Raw genomic sequence first — 16,460 nt, forward strand, 5'->3', positions numbered from 1 at the left:
TATCCTAAAGCGCGTTAATCAGCGTTAAAGTTATTTTTGGTAACGCTCAAAACTTTACTTTTGAAAAAAAACTATTTGAGACTACATTTATTTTTTCTAGTCATTTTTTCGAATTTAATATTTGGACAAAATCAAGTTTCTGGTGTTGTTCAGACCGAAAATGGACTTCGGATTCCTAATGCCATGTTGGTGAATGTTGCAACTGGTGCTAAGGCGTATTCCAACAACATTGGAGAATTCTACATTGGTGCTAAAGTTGGAGAGACGATTCGTGTTCTTAAAGATAATTACGATCGTCAAACTATAACAGCTAGTCTTAATGGTAATTTCGTTGTAACCTTGGTAAAATCTGCTGAAGAAATAGAAGAAGTGACTGTGTCAAACATCAAAGTGACTGGTAATATTGATGATGCTTCTAGGTTAAAAACAGATGAAAGCGCCGAGCGATTGCGTAGAGAAGTTGGTACACCAAAAGCACCGGAAAAACCTCGAGAAAAAGCGCCAGAAATGACAAAAAATGTATTGTTGCCAATACTTTTCGGCACATTAAATGTTGATGGTTTGTATAAAATTGTATCTGGAAAGTCACGTCAAATGAAGTCGCTTTATCGTTATGAGGATTCTCAGGACGACATGAAGTGGATTCGTACGAGAATAGACCATTCTTATTTTAAAAGTGCTGAAATTCCTGATGATCAGATTAATTCTTTTTTAAATTTTATCATGGTGGATCCAGATGTGCGACGTTATGTAAAAGCTCGAAATGAAGGCGGTCTTATCGTTACAATGGAAAAACATATCCCCGAATTTCTGAAACTTATTAAAAAATATTAATCTCAGCATTTTCATCTTTTATAAAATGCTTAATTTCATTAAATTGCAATCGATAAAAGTCTTCATTTTACTTTAATCAAATAACATTTTTGATGAAACTTTATTTTAAAATTAATTACGTAACCAAACTTGGTGAGCGTCTCGTTTTACAAGTTTTAATGGATAACCAAACTTGGAAATCCTACGATTTATATTGCGAAAATACTTTTATTTGGCAAGGAGAAGTCGATTATTTTTCGAAAGAGATTTGCTACAAATATCAAGTCCTAGATAAGGATAATCAGCTTTTACAAGAAGAGATTATTCCGCATCGTTTATTTCTTGGATATAGTTTTAAAGAATATCAAGTTATTGATACTTGGAATAGTAAAAACTTCCCCGAAAACTATCTTAACAACAAAATTTTTAGAAATACAAAACAAGGTTTCGTTCCAGAAAAGCTTAATGTTCGTAAAAAACACACGCATCTTTTCCGTATCGAAGCGCCGCTTTACAAACCGAATTGGAAGATTTTAATTTTTGGAGAAATTCCAGAACTTGGCGCTTGGCAGTACGATAAAGCTGTCGCTTTACAGGAAGTCGATTTTGGAATTTGGGAAGTTGCAGTTGAGTTGAATGTAAATCATGATTTTACTTACAAATACGGTATTTACGATGATGAAACTAAGAAAGTAATCTTTATAGAATCTGGAGAAAACAGAATAACTTCTGCTAACAACAATAACGAAATTTTGCAAGTTAATGCTGATCATTATTTCGTGTTTGATGATGCGAGATTATGGCATGCGGCGGGCGTTGCTGTTCCTGTTTTTTCTTTGAGATCGGATGATGGCTTTGGTGTGGGAGAGTTTTTGGATTTAAAACTTTTGGCAGATTGGTCGAGAGATACAGATTTGTCAATTATCCAGATTTTACCGATTAACGATACAACTGCAAATTACACTTGGACAGATAGTTATCCATACGCAGCAATTTCGGTATATGCTTTACATCCGCAATATTTGCGAGTTGATGCTTTGGATTTTCCGATTGCAAAAGCAGATTTGGAAGCGTTTAATAATTTAAAATCAAAACTAAACCAAGAAAAATTTGTTGATTACGAAGTGATGATGTCCGAAAAATGGAACGTCATAAAAAAAGTTTTCAATGAGAATGCGTCAATTATATTTAAGGATAAATCTTTTAAATCATTTTTAAAAGAGAATAAAGATTGGCTGTTGCCATACGCTGCTTTTTGTGTTTTGAGAGATAAGTACAAAACACCGAATTTCAACAATTGGAAAACGCATAAACGTTATGTTGCTGGTAAAATCGCAACGATGTTTGATGCAAAACATAAAGATTATTCGGCAGTGATGATGCATGCATGGGTGCAATATCAATTGCATTTGCAGTTGACAGAAGCGATAGATTATGCTCATAATTTGGGAATTTCTCTTAAAGGAGATTTGCCGATTGGTATTTATCGCTATAGTGTTGAAGCTTGGGCAGAACCAGAACTATTCGGGATGGATTTCCAAGCGGGCGCACCGCCAGATCAGTTTTCAGATTTAGGACAAAACTGGGAATTCCCGACTTACAATTGGGAAGTGATGAAAGCTGATGGTTACAATTGGTGGAAAAAGCGTTTTGCGGTTTTAGAACGTTATTTTGATGCGATGAGGATTGATCATATTCTTGGTTTTTTCAGAATTTGGAGAATGCCGATTGACGCGACGCAAGGTGTTTTGGGTTATTTTTATCCTGCAATTCCAGTTACGAGAGAAGAATTACACGCTAATCATATCGATTTTAATGAAGATCGTTTTTGTAAGCCATTTATTAACGATTCTATTATTCATCATACTTTTGGAGAAGAAGCGGACGTTGTTAAAGCTCATTTTTTTGAATTAAATTCTAACGGACTTTATAAATTTAAACCAGAATTTGATACGCAACGAAAACTTAGTGATAGTTTCAAAAAACAATCTTGGGATTGGAAGGAAGAAAAATTGTTGTCTTTAGCTGCTAATGTTTTGTTTATAATTGAAACTACTCAAGATGGCGATAACGTTTATCATCCAAGGTTTAACATGGAAAAAACCTTGTCTTTTGCTAACCTTCCAGAATGGGAACGCGTAAAATTAGCAGAGATTTATAACGATTATTTCTTTGTTCGACAGGACGATTTGTGGTACGAAAAAGCCATGGAAAAACTTCCAGCTTTATTGACTTCTACCAAGATGTTAATTTGTGGCGAAGATCTGGGTTTGGTACCAGATTCTGTGCCAGTAGTTATGGATCAATTGGCGATAACGGCGCTTAAAGTCCAGAGGATGCCTTCGGAAAATATTCCTTTTTATGATCCGAAAAATGCAAGTTATATGAATGTGGTTACGGCTTCGTCGCACGATAGTTCGACTTTGCGACAATGGTGGTACGAAGATCGAGAAATGACGCAACAATATTTTAATCAACAATTGAAACAATACGGCACGGCGCCGTGGGATTTGTTACCAGATTTTTCAGAAATGATTATGAAACAACATTTGTACACAGATGCAATGTTGGCCATTTTCCCTATTCAAGAATTTTTGGCGACAGATCACCGATTAATGAACGAAAATATGGACGACGAACGAATCAACGTTCCAGCTATTTTTCCACACTATTGGCGTTACAGAATGCACCTTAAATTAGAAGATTTAAAAACCGAAACAGCATTTAATCAAAAAATATCGGATTGGGTTAAAGATTCGGGTAGAAAATAAGTCTTTGATTTTCAATATTAAAAATTATAAAAAAAGTTAAAAGTGCGAAATGCTTTTAACTTTTTTTCTTATTAAGTATCATAGAATTAAACAAGAGTTTTTGTTTTGCTAAAAACCAATTTGTTATGAAAAAAATGATTCTTGCAATGTCACTTGTTATAAGTAGCTTTGCTTTTTCACAATATTATCAAGATACGTATCCTGACTATTATGGGTACGAATATTATGATAACCAATATAATTATCCAGACGATTATTATTACAATTATCCTACGGATTATTATCCTGAAGATTATTATCAAAATTATTACAACGACTACAGAAATAGTATTGTAAATATTAACTGGAATAGATTCTTTAGAACTTATAGATTGTCGCCAATGCAAGTGCAAGCTATAATTAATCTTAATAATAGATTTCCGTCATTTATGGCTTGGAACTCTTATTACGGAATGAATCCTGATCGTTGGTATTATGATAGATTCTACGAGTTAGAAAGAATTTTGGGGCCACAAGTTTTTGTTGTTTATCAGCAAAATTATTACCGTGGTGTAAGTCCAATCGTGTACTTCCAAAACTATAGAACTTCTTATTATGTAGTTAATTATCATATTCGTCCTAAATATAGAAATGTAGATGTGATAAGATATCGAGTAGATCGTTCTAACCTTAATGATAGTTGGAAGTCAACACGTAACGTTGCGATGATTGATACTAATGCTAATAGTATTAGATCTAATTCTGGTACTAGAAATCAAAATATGTTGGCAGATAATACTAACAATAACGGAATTAGGAATTCATCAAGTATTAGAAATCAGGCTGCGGTATCTGATAACAATGGTGGAATCAGAACGTCATCAGGAACTAGAAATCAATCGATGATCGAAACTAATAATTCTGATGTTAGAAATAATGTAAGAAATCAAACTCCATCTGCTGACAATTATCACGCAGGAGGTGTTAGAAATAATCCAGTTAGAAGTTCGGCGCCGGTTCGTTCTTCTAGTATGGAACTAAGAAGTAATAATATGAGAAGTTCATCATCCAGTGGAGCGACTAGAAGCTCTGGGACGAGAGAATCTCAAAGAGATAATGCGGGTGGAATGAGAAGTTCTAATAACGGAGCTTCTAGAGGTAGGTAAGTTTTTTTAGTGTTTGTGTTATTTTGGAAATGGAGGAAGTTTTTTAAGCTTTCTCCATTTTATTTTAATTATGAATGTTTAAAATTTAACAAATTTTAATATTTTTTGATTTAACTTTAAATGATGTGCTTCATCCAATAGATGTAATTAAACAAAATGGTAATTAACGTAAAATTTTAATAAAATGAAAAAATTGATTTTAAGTGCAGCATTCGTAGTACTAGGTTCTTTTGCTTTTGCACAACAAACAACACCAACTGCAAAAAAAGAAAACTTTGAAGCAAAACAACAAGAACGTCTTGCTAAAATGAAAACCGATCTTAATTTGACAGATGCTCAAGTGGTAAAAATTAAGGAACTGCACGAGAAAAAAAGAGCAGCGAAAATGGACCAAATGAAAGAGCAACGTCAAGAGATGAAATTGAAAATGGAAAAGAATAACGAAGACATGAAGCAGATTCTTACACCTGACCAATATACTAAATGGCAAGAAATGAAAAAGCAAAAGATGGCCGAGCATAAAGGGATGAGAAAAGAAAAAATGGAGATGAAGAAATAATTGTAATGCAAATTTAGAAGTAGGAGTAAGGGAAACTTTACTCCTATTTTTGTGTAAAATAAAGTTAAGAATTTAGTATATTTGACTTTAAAGAAAAAAATATGGTTACGGAAAAAATTATTAATCTAATCAACGAGCAAATCACGAAAGAGCAATATGCTGCACAACTTTATTTGTCGATGTCGGCATGGTGTTATGCTCAAGATTTGGAAGGTATCGGTAATTACTTTAGAGTACAATCGAAGGAGGAGTTGATGCACTCTGACAAGATGTTTGATTATATCAACAATATCGGTGGAAAAGTTGTTTTGGGAGCTGTTGATGCACCTCCACATGATTTTAATAGTGCGGAAGAAATCTTTGAAAAAGCGCTAGAGCACGAAAAATTAGTTACAAAAAGTATTTTCAATATTGTAAAAGCAGCAACTGAAGAAAGCGATTTTGCAACAACAACATTTTTACAATGGTTCGTTAATGAGCAAGTTGAAGAAGAAGCTAGCGCATCTCTTTTAGTAACAAAAATCAAACGTGTTAAAGACAATCCGTCAGCAATGTATCTTTTTGATCAAGAATTAGCGCAACGTGTTTTCACTCCAGATAACGGAGCGGCTTAATTGTTCATTCAGTTAATGTAAAAATTAAAAGCTTAGAATTTCTAAGCTTTTTTTATTTTTAAATGTAAATAATATGTGTTTCCGAAACTTTTTTTCCGAGTTTTTCTAGAGCACTTTTGTAGACTTCAATTTGTTGCTCGTGCTTACCTTTTTTATCACCAGTTTTGAAATCAATAATGATAAAACCATGTTCTGTTTCGATGAGTCGGTCAGGACGGAGAACTTTTGTTTCATCATTTTCAGAAATCATAATGTCGCGTTCGCTGATGATTTTTAAATCTGGAACAAAGAAGTGACGATAAGCTTCTGAGCTAATAATTTCAAAAATACGTTGCTCGATATTAATGCGCTCTTCTGATGTGAAAACACCTTCTAGCTCATACTTTTCTAAAACCTTTTCTAAGTCGAGATTTGATTTAATTTTGGAGAGAATTTCATGGACAAAAATTCCGATTCTTACTTTTGCAACGCGTTCTTGATAATTTTTACTAGGTGTTGCAATTTGGATGTTGTTATTTTGTGAATTTTCTCCTTTTAATGCGGTTATCGATAGTTTTTCAACGATATTTTTCGTTTTGATTTTTTGCTTTTTTAAATCCAATTCTTCGACGTGATACAAGTCGAAAGAATCGCTTTCTTCGTTGTCAGTTGAAGGCCTTTTTGCATTAATATAATCGATGATTTCTAAATGATTTGCAGACTTGTTTGGTTTTTCAAGATAAAGATATAATTGCTCAACAGCGCGCGTTGTCGCAACATATTGAAGACAGAATCTATCGATTTTATTTTTGTATTCGTTGTCAATATTAAAGTTTGACATCTCTTGATCATATTCCAAAAGCTTTTTATTAAAACCTGTAATGTTGACTTTTTTTAGTTCGTCGTCGCTTTTTAGATCAAACCAATTCGAAAACTCGGCGTCCTTGTTCTTATTGCGCATTGGTAAAAACACAATTGGGAATTCTAGACCTTTTGACTTGTGGATCGTCATCATCTTGATGGCGTCAATATTTTCGCTGGCTTGGATGCTTTGGTTAACGCCTTCTTCATTCCAATATTTTAGGAAATCTTTGATGGTTGCGCCTGCATTTTGAGTATAATTAAACAACATCTCCAAGAAGTTTAAAAGAAAATCGACTTCTTTATTTTCCACTGAAAAATTTTGTAGAAAGTATTCGATATAGTTGTAAAGGTTTAGATTTAAAATACGCTCTGAACTTAAATCTAGATTATAATTTGATTTTAATTTAGAATTTATTTCAACGAAATTTTTAGTTTCGAGTATGTCTAATACTTCTGTGGTAAAGTCTTTTATTTCAATTCTTCCTAAATGATTAAGGTGATAAAGCGTCTTAATCAAAAATTGATAGTTGTCAGGATTTACTTTCCAATTTAAAAATTCGATAAGCGCTTTGATGGTGTAAGATAAACCAATGGTTAAGCCACTTTCAGAGATGCTTTTAATGTATTGTTCTTGCCCTTTATAGTTGATAAGTTGTTGACCAAGAAGATTCGAAAAATTGAAAATATCTGTGTTTCCACGACACAGTATACAAATGTCTGAAAGTTCGAATCCATTATCCAAACATTGTTGGATATCATCACGCATTTTGTTGACAGTCTCTTCATAGAAGATTTCTTTAACATCATTTTCAAGAAGGTTAATTCTGACTCTTCCGTTGATATTTGATTTTGCAATTTGCGTTGCTGCTTCACCAAAAATGTATTCGTGTATCGGTTCTAAACCTCTCGAAATGCTGTAATACAACTGATTATTAAAGTCAACGATGTTTTTAGCACTACGCCAATTATGTTCTAGATTTATGACTTCCGCTTCCTTTTCAACCGCTTCTTTATGACTAATAATATCAAGCATTAATTGACTTTCGCCACCTCGAAAACGGTAAATACTTTGTTTGGGATCGCCAACCAAAGTAAAACTCGTGTTGGCACTCGCAATAGCATTGTCGCGAAGCGGTTTGAAGTTTTCCCATTGCATTTTCGAAGTGTCTTGGAATTCATCAAAAAAGAAATGTTGGAATTGTGTGCCGACTTTTTCATAAATAAAAGACGAAGGTTCCGATTTTAAATTTTCCCCGATAATCACATTAAATTTCGAAAGAAGAACTAAATCATTTTCTATTTCAATATCCTTTAGTTTTTTTTGGATGTCAGAATTTACTTTTAAAGGTAAAAGCACATCGAGGATTTTTGTATTTCTTTCAATATTGACGTACTTCGCAATGAGGTCAAGGCGAAGGTCGGTTAGTTTTGGTAAAATAGATTGTATGTCGGCTTCCTTCTTTTTTCCTTTCGCTGAACTTCCTCTTGCAAATTTTTGTAAAGCGCCGCTTTCACTTGCTGGAATTGGAAATTCAGAACGTTCATCATTGTAAAACTTAATAACTTCATGGAAAAATTTTGCGATACCATTTACATTTCCTCCTGCAAAATCTTCGATATTAAGATCTTGTTCTGTAAGTGTCTGTATAATTTCTTTTGCTAAAGAAATGGATTGCTTTTTGTCGGCTTTTATCTCGTTTCTAAGATTTTCTTTTTTACGTTCATAAGCTTCCCATTCGAAGTTTTTGTTTTCCGAAAGTGCTTCGTAATGTGTATCACTAATAAATTTTTTAGCAGAATCGTAAAGGTTTTTATTAATGTTGATACGAGTTTCGTTATCTAGACCATAATTAACAAAATCCATAAAAGCCTCAGAAATGTGATTGTTGTCACCAATTTCGTCCAAAAGTTGATCAACCGCTTCGATAAGAAACGGCTCAGCGTTTATTTCTAAATTAAAATTTTGTGCAAGACCCAACTCATACGTAAAACTTCTCACCAACCTTGCATTAAATTTGTCAATGGTTCCAATATTCAACGTAGAATAATGGTGTAGCACATAATCTAGGATTTGCTTTGCACGATGATGTAGATCTTCTATAGTAATATGAATGCCCTCATCATCGAATTCCGATTTTATATTTTGTAATTCAATATTTTCCTTATAATTCTCTTTTGTAAATGAAAAAAGCCAATTGATGATTCGCTCTTTCATTTCGTTAGCTGCTTTATTGGTGAAGGTTAGCGCTAAAATATGACGAATGCTTTCTGTCTGATTAGGATATCGAAGACAGATTTTCAAAAGGTTTTTTACAAGGCTGTAGGTTTTTCCTGAACCAGCCGACGCATTGATAACAAGGTAAGAATTTTGCATTGCAAGGAAATTTACGCACAATTTAATCTAAACTTCCGCATCTTCAAAATTTAGTATTCTATATTATATATAAGTTTAAAAGATTTTCTGTGGTGTATCGTTGGTCCGTGTTCCATAAGTGCTCTTTGGTGGACTTTAGTACAATATCCAAAATTTTTGTCCCATCCATATTCGGGAAAATCTTTTGCAAGTTCGATCATGAGATTATCACGATAATTTTTTGCGATGATAGAGGCTGCCGCAATGGAAAGAAATTTTGAATCTCCTTTAACAATACAATGATGAGGGATGTAGTTATAAGGATGGAATTTGTTGCCATCAACCAAGATCAATTCAGGTCTTATTTTTAATTGATCTAAAGCAAGGTGCATTGCATGTATACTTGCTTGTAAAATGTTGTGTTTATCTATGAATTCTGGAGAAAGTTCGGCGATTGCGTAGTCTAACGCGTTATTTTTGATGTATAAATCAAGTTCATTTCGCTGTTTAAACGTTAATTTTTTAGAGTCATTAATGAAATTTTGGTTAAATTTTTGGTCAATTATAACAGCAGCCGCTACAACAGGACCAGAAAGGCATCCTCTTCCAACTTCATCACAACCGACTTCTATCAGGCTGTTTGAGAAACTTTTAGAAAGTTTTACTTCAGTAATCATTTAACAAAGTTATCAATAAAAGAACGAAACGTTAAAGAAAAATTAAGAAATATTTAACTTTTTTATTGTTTATGTTGAGAAAGTTTTGCACATTTGTTTTATTGAAAAATTTAATTTGATATGAAAAAATTAACAGCTAGCGTTTTAGCATTGGTGTTAAGCTCTTCAGTTGCGATGGTTTCCGCGCAAGCTAAAAAGGGTGATACACTTAAGCAAACCGATATCGAGGGGGTTGTAGTAACCGCTTTAGGTATTAAAAGAGAAAAGAAATCTCTAGGTTATGCATCTCAAGAGGTGAAAGGAGAGGTTTTGTCTGATGCAGGTCAAACGAATGCAGTAAGTGCATTGTCTGGAAATGTAGCAGGTGTGCAAGTAACTGCTCCTTCTTCTATGGGAGGTTCCACTAGAATTACTATGCGTGGTATTAGCTCGGTAACGGGTGAAAATAGACCTTTAATAGTTGTAGATGGTATCCCTTTAGATAACTCAAATGTTAATAGTGTTGATACTCAAAGAGGTGCCGGTGGTAGAGACTATGGTGATGCTACATTTGATATTAATCCTGATGATATTGAAAGTGTAACAGTATTGAAAGGAGGTCCTGCGGCAGCTCTTTATGGTTATAGAGCAGGAAATGGAGCGATCATCTATACAACAAAATCTGCAAAAAGAGGTAGAACTGAAGTGCAATTGAATACAGGTGTTTCGTTCGAATCTATTTATATTAGACCAAAATTGCAAAATCTTTATGGTGGAGGTTTAGAATCTAAACTTCCAACTGCGACGATAGGAGGAGTGAAGTACAATATTACAGATTTTGGTACTGATGAAAGTTGGGGGCCAAAGTATGATCCTAATTTAATGTATTTAGGATGGAATTCTTTTGATCCTGAATTTGCTTCTGAATATATGAAGCCAATGGCTTGGGTTGCTCCAAGAAAAGATGTAGATGATTTTTTTAGAGTAGGTACTACATATACTAACAATTTCTCAGTATCTAAATCTTTTGAAAATACAAACGTTAGATTATCATATACAAATACTAAAATTAATGGTATTGTTCCGAATTCTGAAATTAAAAAAGATAATTTAAGTATTAATTTATCAAGCCAACTTTCTGAAAGATTAAAAGCTGAAGCGGTAATTAATTACGCACATACAGCAGGATTTAACAGACCAGAACAAGGTTACGGTGATAATTCAGTTGCTCAAAAATTTTATCAATGGGGACAAAGACAATTAGATTTTGTATCGTTGAAAAACTACAAGCTTTCTAATGGGATGCAAAGATCTTGGAATAGAACCTCTTGGAGTGACGGAACACCTAACTTCTCGGATAATCCATATTGGACAATTTATGAAAATACATCTGCAGATAGTCGAAATAGATTTTTCGGAAATGCAGGCTTAACTTATAATTTTTCTAAAAAAGTTTTTGTAGTTGGGAAAGTTTATGGCGATACATATGCACAAACTATTAGTTCTCAAGTAGCAGTAGGTTCTGCTGCATTAGCTGAGTACAATCTGCAAAAACGTAATAATTCTGAATTTAATTACGAAGGTAGATTACACTATAATGATAACTTTGGGGATTTTAGTTTAAATACTTTTGTAGGGTTCAACATTATGAATCGTAAATGGGATGTTTTAAATGGGAACTCTGTTGGGGGGCTTGTTATACCTGGACTATATAATCTAGCTAATAGTGTTGAAGCTGCCCAATCTTCTAATGCTTCATTCCATTTAGGTGTTAAGAGTTTATTTGCTTCTGTATCTTTAGGGTATAAAGACTTATTGTATTTGGAAGCAACGGGGAGAAATGACTGGTTCTCTATGCTAAACGATGATCAGTTCTATCCTTCAGTAACAGGTAGTTTTGTTTTTTCTAATGCTTTAAAGACGGATTGGTTATCTTTTGGTAAATTGAGAGCTGGATGGTCGCAAATTGCAGGAGGTTCAGATCCTTATATTAGAGGAACATATGCTACTATTGGTACTCCATTTGGTGATCCTATGTATTCAATGCCAGCTACAAAAGGAGAGCCTTATATTAAACCAGAAGTTAAAACTACAAAAGAAATTGGTTTAGAAGCAAGCTTCTTTAAGAATAGATTTGGATTTGATATTACATATTATGATGTAAAATCTACAGATTTAATTATTCCTCTACCTATTGACCCTGGAACAGGTTATGGATTTAAAAGAATTAATGCTGGAGAAATGACGAACAAAGGGATAGAGGCAATGGTTAATGTTACACCTATTAAAACAAGTGATTTCTCTTGGGACTTAAGCTGGAATTTTACTAAGAATAAAAACAAACTTGTTGAGTTACAAGGGGACTTAGAAAATTATATTTTAACAAACGCTCCATTTAGAGCACAATTAGCAGCGCAAGTTGGTTATTCTTATGGGACGATTTTAGGGACTGATTTTGTTTATGATGCAAATGGTAATAAAGTTGTAGACGGAAATGGTTATTATAAAGCATCTGCTATTAAACCATTAGGGTCTATTTTACCTGACTACAATATGGGATTCAGAAATACCTTGAAATATAAGAATTTAAGTTTATCGTTCTTGATTGATATCCAAAAAGGTGGTAAATACTTCTCAACAACGCATATGTGGGGGATGTATTCTGGTATGCTTGAAGAGACTGCGTTGGGAGGACATAGAGAAGATGGTGTTATCTTAGCTGGTGTTAAAGAAGATGGTACGCCTAATGATATTAGATTAGATGCCTCTGAATGGGGTGGTACATACTATTCTACTGTTGATGCACAGAATGTATTTGATGCAAGCTATATAAAACTTCGTGATGTTACTCTTGCTTATGATTTACCAAAGTCTATTATAGGAAATACATTAACTGGCGTTAGAGTATCAGCGTTTGCTAGAAACTTATTTGCATGGAATCTTGCATATAAAGGAGTTGATCCTGAAAATACCGCGTATGGATCTGGAAATATCCAAGGTTTAGAGGGTGGTTCTTTGCCATCAACAAGAATGTTTGGATTTAATGTAAACTTTAAATTTTAATTAAGATGAAAAAAATAATTTCAATATTATCAGTCGCATGTTTATCAGTAGTACTTAATAGTTGTTCTGATAAGTTTGAAGAAATTGATATTAACCCAAATTCAACTGAGAATCCCCTGCCTACGGGATTGTTCAATAATGCGAATAAAGAATACATGGATTTTACTAGAGACGGTTGGGTATCTGGTAGATTAACATTACCTTGGGTTCAATACTCAGCGCAAAGACAATATACAGAAGAGGATAGATATCAATATCGTTTGACCACTGCTACTCAGCTTTGGACAAGAAGTTATTATGTTGCAACCGATTATAAGAAAATTATAGATCTTAATACGGATCCTGCAACAAAAACAATGATGGCGAATTATGGTTCTAATAACAACCAGATTGCTGCAGCTAGAATTATGTTATCTTATGTTTTTCTTAACTTAGTTGATGCATTTGGAGATGTTCCTTATTATTCATATGGTAATAGTGATCCTGATTTCCAAGCTTTGAATATTAATGCTACTCTTCAGCCAAAATTTGCTAGTCAACAGAAGATTTATTCTGATATTCTAAAGGAGCTTAAAGAAGCTTCGGCTATGATTGAAACAAATAAAACAATTCTTGTACAAGGAGATAAACTTTTTGGTTCTGCGGAAAAAATGAAAAAATTTGCAAATTCTCTTAGATTAAGAGTTGCAACAAGAGTTAAAGGTGTTGTTCCAGGAGCTGAAGCACATATCACGGACGCTATTGCTTCAGGTGTTATGACTTCTAATGAAGATAATGTAGGATTAACTTATGAAAACAATCTAATTAATCCATCACCGTTCTTCTTAACATATCAAACAAGGTCTGATTTTGCAATTGCAAAACCATTTGTTAAGTTGTTAAAAGGTGAAAAAGGTAATTTTGGAGAAGATCCGCGATTATTCAAATATGCAGCCCCAACTAGCGTTAAAGTTTCTGACGTCAGAAATCAGACAATGACTGAGGCTACATCTGCAAGCCAAATTAAAGGTATGTGTTATGGTGTGCCAAGTAACTTAGCAGCTAGTCAAGCGGTTGCTGGTGCTTTCAGTTATTTTGGACGAGATATTTTAAAGCCTAATTATACAGAAATTTTCATGGAGTATTCTGAGGTTGAGTTTTTATTAGCTGAGGCTAACGGATGGGATCAGGCTCATTATGAAAAAGGTGTTAAAGCATCTTTAGATAAATGGGGTGTAGATGAGGCAAAGGCTCAAACATTTATTGCTGGATTACCTGCTGCCTCTAAAGAGAATGTGTTGACTCAAAAGTATATTACATTATTTATGCAACCAGCAGAAGCTTGGGCAGAGTATAGAAGAACTGGATACCCTAATACATTGTTGCTTCCTGGACAAACAGAGCAATTAAATGTACCTTCTGCTACAGGGCAAACAGAATATACATTTACTTCTTTAATTGCTGGTTTGACAGATCTTCCTACAAGATTATTTTATCCTACAAATGTTCAAACTGTAAATACTGTTAATTATCAAGCAGCTTCTCAAGCAATTGGAGGTGATAAAATGAACACAAAATTAATCTGGGACAAAAACTAATTTGTTTCATTAATAAATATCAAAACCGCCTTCGGGCGGTTTTTTTATTTTCGTAACTTTGCCATTATTTTTTAGCATAATGAATATTAAAGATAGCATTCAGCAGAAGGTTTCAGATATTATTAATAACCTTTACCAGATTCAGGATTTGAAGTTGGAAGTTCAGCAAAACAAAACGGATTTCGATGGTGACTTTACCGTTGTGGTTTTCCCATTGGTTAAACTTCTTAAGAAAAGTCCAGATGTCATCGGTATGGAGTTAGGTAGTGAGCTGACCAACGAAGTTGAATATGTAGAAAGTTTTATTGCGGTTAAAGGTTTTCTTAATTTGAAAATTAACAATTCGCTGTTTCTTGATAATTTCGAAAATACTTACCAAGATTTTGGGAAGGTAGATCCTAAAAATCAAACTGTGATGGTGGAGTATTCTTCTCCAAATACCAACAAACCTTTGCATCTTGGACATATCAGAAATAATCTTTTAGGTTTTTCTGTGGCGCAGATTCTAGAAGCTGATGGTTATGATGTTATCAAAACTCAAATTATTAACGACAGAGGTGTGCATATTTGTAAATCTATGTGGGCTTGGGAGCAATTTGGAAACGGCGTGACACCAGAATCTGAAAAGCTGAAAGGTGACAAATTAGTTGGTAATTTCTATGTAGAATTTGATAAAAATTATAAATCAGAAATTGCTACTTTGGTCTCAGAAGGCATGGATGAGGAAACTGCTAAAAAGCAAGCACCGTCTATGTTGGCTGTGCAAAAAATGCTTTTAGATTGGGAAAACGGAAATCCAGATGTGCGAATGCTTTGGGGAATAATGAACTCTTGGGTATATTCTGGGTTTAATCAAACTTACCAAAGATTAGGTGTTGAATTTGACCAAGTTCAGTACGAAAGTAACACTTACATATTAGGAAAAGATATTATTCAGGAAGGTCTTAAAAAAGGTGTTTTATTCCAAAAAGAAGACGGTTCTGTTTGGGCAGATTTAACTGACGAAGGTTTGGATCAAAAATTACTTCTTCGTTCTGACGGAACTTCAGTTTATATGACGCAAGATTTAGGAACTGCCGTTGAGCGTTTCAAAGATAATGATATTCAGAAATTAATTTATACTGTTGGTAACGAGCAAGATTATCACTTCCAAGTTTTATTTTTAATTCTTAAAAAATTAGGATACGAGTGGGCAGATCAACTTTATCATTTGTCTTATGGAATGGTTGAACTTCCGAATGGTAAAATGAAATCTCGCGAAGGGACGGTTGTGGACGCTGATGATTTGATGCAAGAGATGTATCAAACGGCAAAATATAAATCTCAGGAATTAGGAAAATTAGAACACTTAACGGAGGAAGAAAAGGAAATTTCTTACGAAAAGGTTGGGATTGGAGCGCTTAAGTATTTTATGCTAAAGGTTGATCCAAAGAAAAAAATGTTGTTTAATCCAGAGGAAAGTATCGATTTTAATGGTAATACAGGACCGTTTATCCAATATACTTATGCCCGAATTCAATCCTTGTTAAATAAGGCAAATTTCGTTGATTCTGCTATTACAAAAGATTATGCGATTAATGATAATGAGAAAGAGTTGGTGATGACTTTGTCAAATTTCAAAGAAGTTATTGCTAGAGCAGCTGAACAACTAAGTCCAGCATTAGTGGCGAATTATGTTTACGAATTGGTGAAAGTTTATAATTCATTCTATCAAAATAATCCAATTTTGAATCAAGAAGATCAAAATACAATTCAATTTAGATTACAGGTTTCCAATTTAACAGCTAAAACTATCAAGAAGGCTTTGGCTTTAATGGGAATTGGCGTTGTTAATAGAATGTAATTTTAACAAAATAATTTTATAAAAGAGCTGTCAAATTTGATGGCTCTTTTTTTACGAATAATAAAAAACGGATTTCAGTTAAGAAATCCGTTTTACTGATTTTCTAATTGTTTAAAATTTCAGTTTAGTCTCGTCCGTTTTGTAATTTCAAATTTCTTAAAAATAAATAGGTTATGTTATATTTTGTAATCGACACTGTATTTACATTTGTAGATTTTTTGTC

General features: G+C 33.6%; 10 protein-coding genes. 8 read left to right on the forward strand and 2 right to left on the reverse strand.

The annotated features are described in order from the left end of the window. Positions 1 to 75 precede the first annotated feature (75 nt). The 5 genes from AC23MB_RS08705 to AC23MB_RS08725 all read left to right on the forward strand — a co-directional run bounded on the left by AC23MB_RS08705 (position 76) and on the right by AC23MB_RS08725 (position 5,902). Positions 76 to 834 carry a carboxypeptidase-like regulatory domain-containing protein gene (locus AC23MB_RS08705; RefSeq protein ID WP_487787020.1) on the forward strand — a complete coding sequence of 253 codons (759 nt, stop codon included), beginning with the start codon at positions 76 to 78 and terminating at the stop codon, positions 832 to 834. A gap of 92 nt (positions 835 to 926) precedes the next feature. Next, positions 927 to 3,584 (forward strand): 4-alpha-glucanotransferase, encoded by a 2,658-nt coding sequence (locus tag AC23MB_RS08710; RefSeq protein WP_487787021.1) that lies wholly within the window; start codon positions 927 to 929, stop codon positions 3,582 to 3,584. A gap of 125 nt (positions 3,585 to 3,709) precedes the next feature. Next, positions 3,710 to 4,729 carry a hypothetical protein gene (locus AC23MB_RS08715; RefSeq protein WP_487787022.1) on the forward strand — a complete coding sequence of 340 codons (1,020 nt, stop codon included), beginning with the start codon at positions 3,710 to 3,712 and terminating at the stop codon, positions 4,727 to 4,729. A 184-nt stretch (positions 4,730 to 4,913) separates the two neighbouring features. Next, positions 4,914 to 5,288, forward strand: coding sequence for a hypothetical protein (locus AC23MB_RS08720; RefSeq protein ID WP_313028980.1), 375 nt, complete (start codon positions 4,914 to 4,916; stop codon positions 5,286 to 5,288). 101 nt (positions 5,289 to 5,389) lie between these two features. Continuing rightward, positions 5,390 to 5,902 (forward strand): ferritin, encoded by a 513-nt coding sequence (locus tag AC23MB_RS08725; protein WP_079666047.1) that lies wholly within the window; start codon positions 5,390 to 5,392, stop codon positions 5,900 to 5,902. Positions 5,903 to 5,960: 58 nt separating this feature from the next. On the opposite strand, the gene AC23MB_RS08730 is transcribed toward AC23MB_RS08725, so the two are convergent. Both AC23MB_RS08730 and rnhB read right to left on the reverse strand, forming a co-directional pair. Next, positions 5,961 to 9,119, reverse strand: a complete 3,159-nt coding sequence (locus AC23MB_RS08730) for a UvrD-helicase domain-containing protein (RefSeq protein ID WP_487787023.1) — start codon at positions 9,117 to 9,119, stop codon at positions 5,961 to 5,963. A gap of 50 nt (positions 9,120 to 9,169) precedes the next feature. Next, positions 9,170 to 9,775 carry a ribonuclease HII gene (gene rnhB / locus AC23MB_RS08735; protein WP_313215051.1) on the reverse strand — a complete coding sequence of 202 codons (606 nt, stop codon included), beginning with the start codon at positions 9,773 to 9,775 and terminating at the stop codon, positions 9,170 to 9,172. Positions 9,776 to 9,895: 120 nt separating this feature from the next. Between rnhB and AC23MB_RS08740 the strand changes: the two genes are divergently transcribed. The 3 genes from AC23MB_RS08740 (at position 9,896) to argS (ending at position 16,237) form a co-directional block, all read left to right on the forward strand. Further along, on the forward strand, positions 9,896 to 12,817 hold the full coding sequence (locus AC23MB_RS08740) for a SusC/RagA family TonB-linked outer membrane protein (protein ID WP_487787024.1): 2,922 nt from the start codon (positions 9,896 to 9,898) through the stop codon (positions 12,815 to 12,817). 5 nt (positions 12,818 to 12,822) lie between these two features. After that, entirely contained in the window at positions 12,823 to 14,394 is a 1,572-nt protein-coding gene (locus AC23MB_RS08745) for a SusD/RagB family nutrient-binding outer membrane lipoprotein (protein WP_487787025.1), read from the forward strand. 79 nt (positions 14,395 to 14,473) lie between these two features. Further along, positions 14,474 to 16,237 carry an arginine--tRNA ligase gene (argS, locus tag AC23MB_RS08750; protein WP_487787026.1) on the forward strand — a complete coding sequence of 588 codons (1,764 nt, stop codon included), beginning with the start codon at positions 14,474 to 14,476 and terminating at the stop codon, positions 16,235 to 16,237. Positions 16,238 to 16,460 lie beyond the last annotated feature (223 nt).

The organism is Soonwooa sp. T0.1_25, assembly GCF_057652215.1.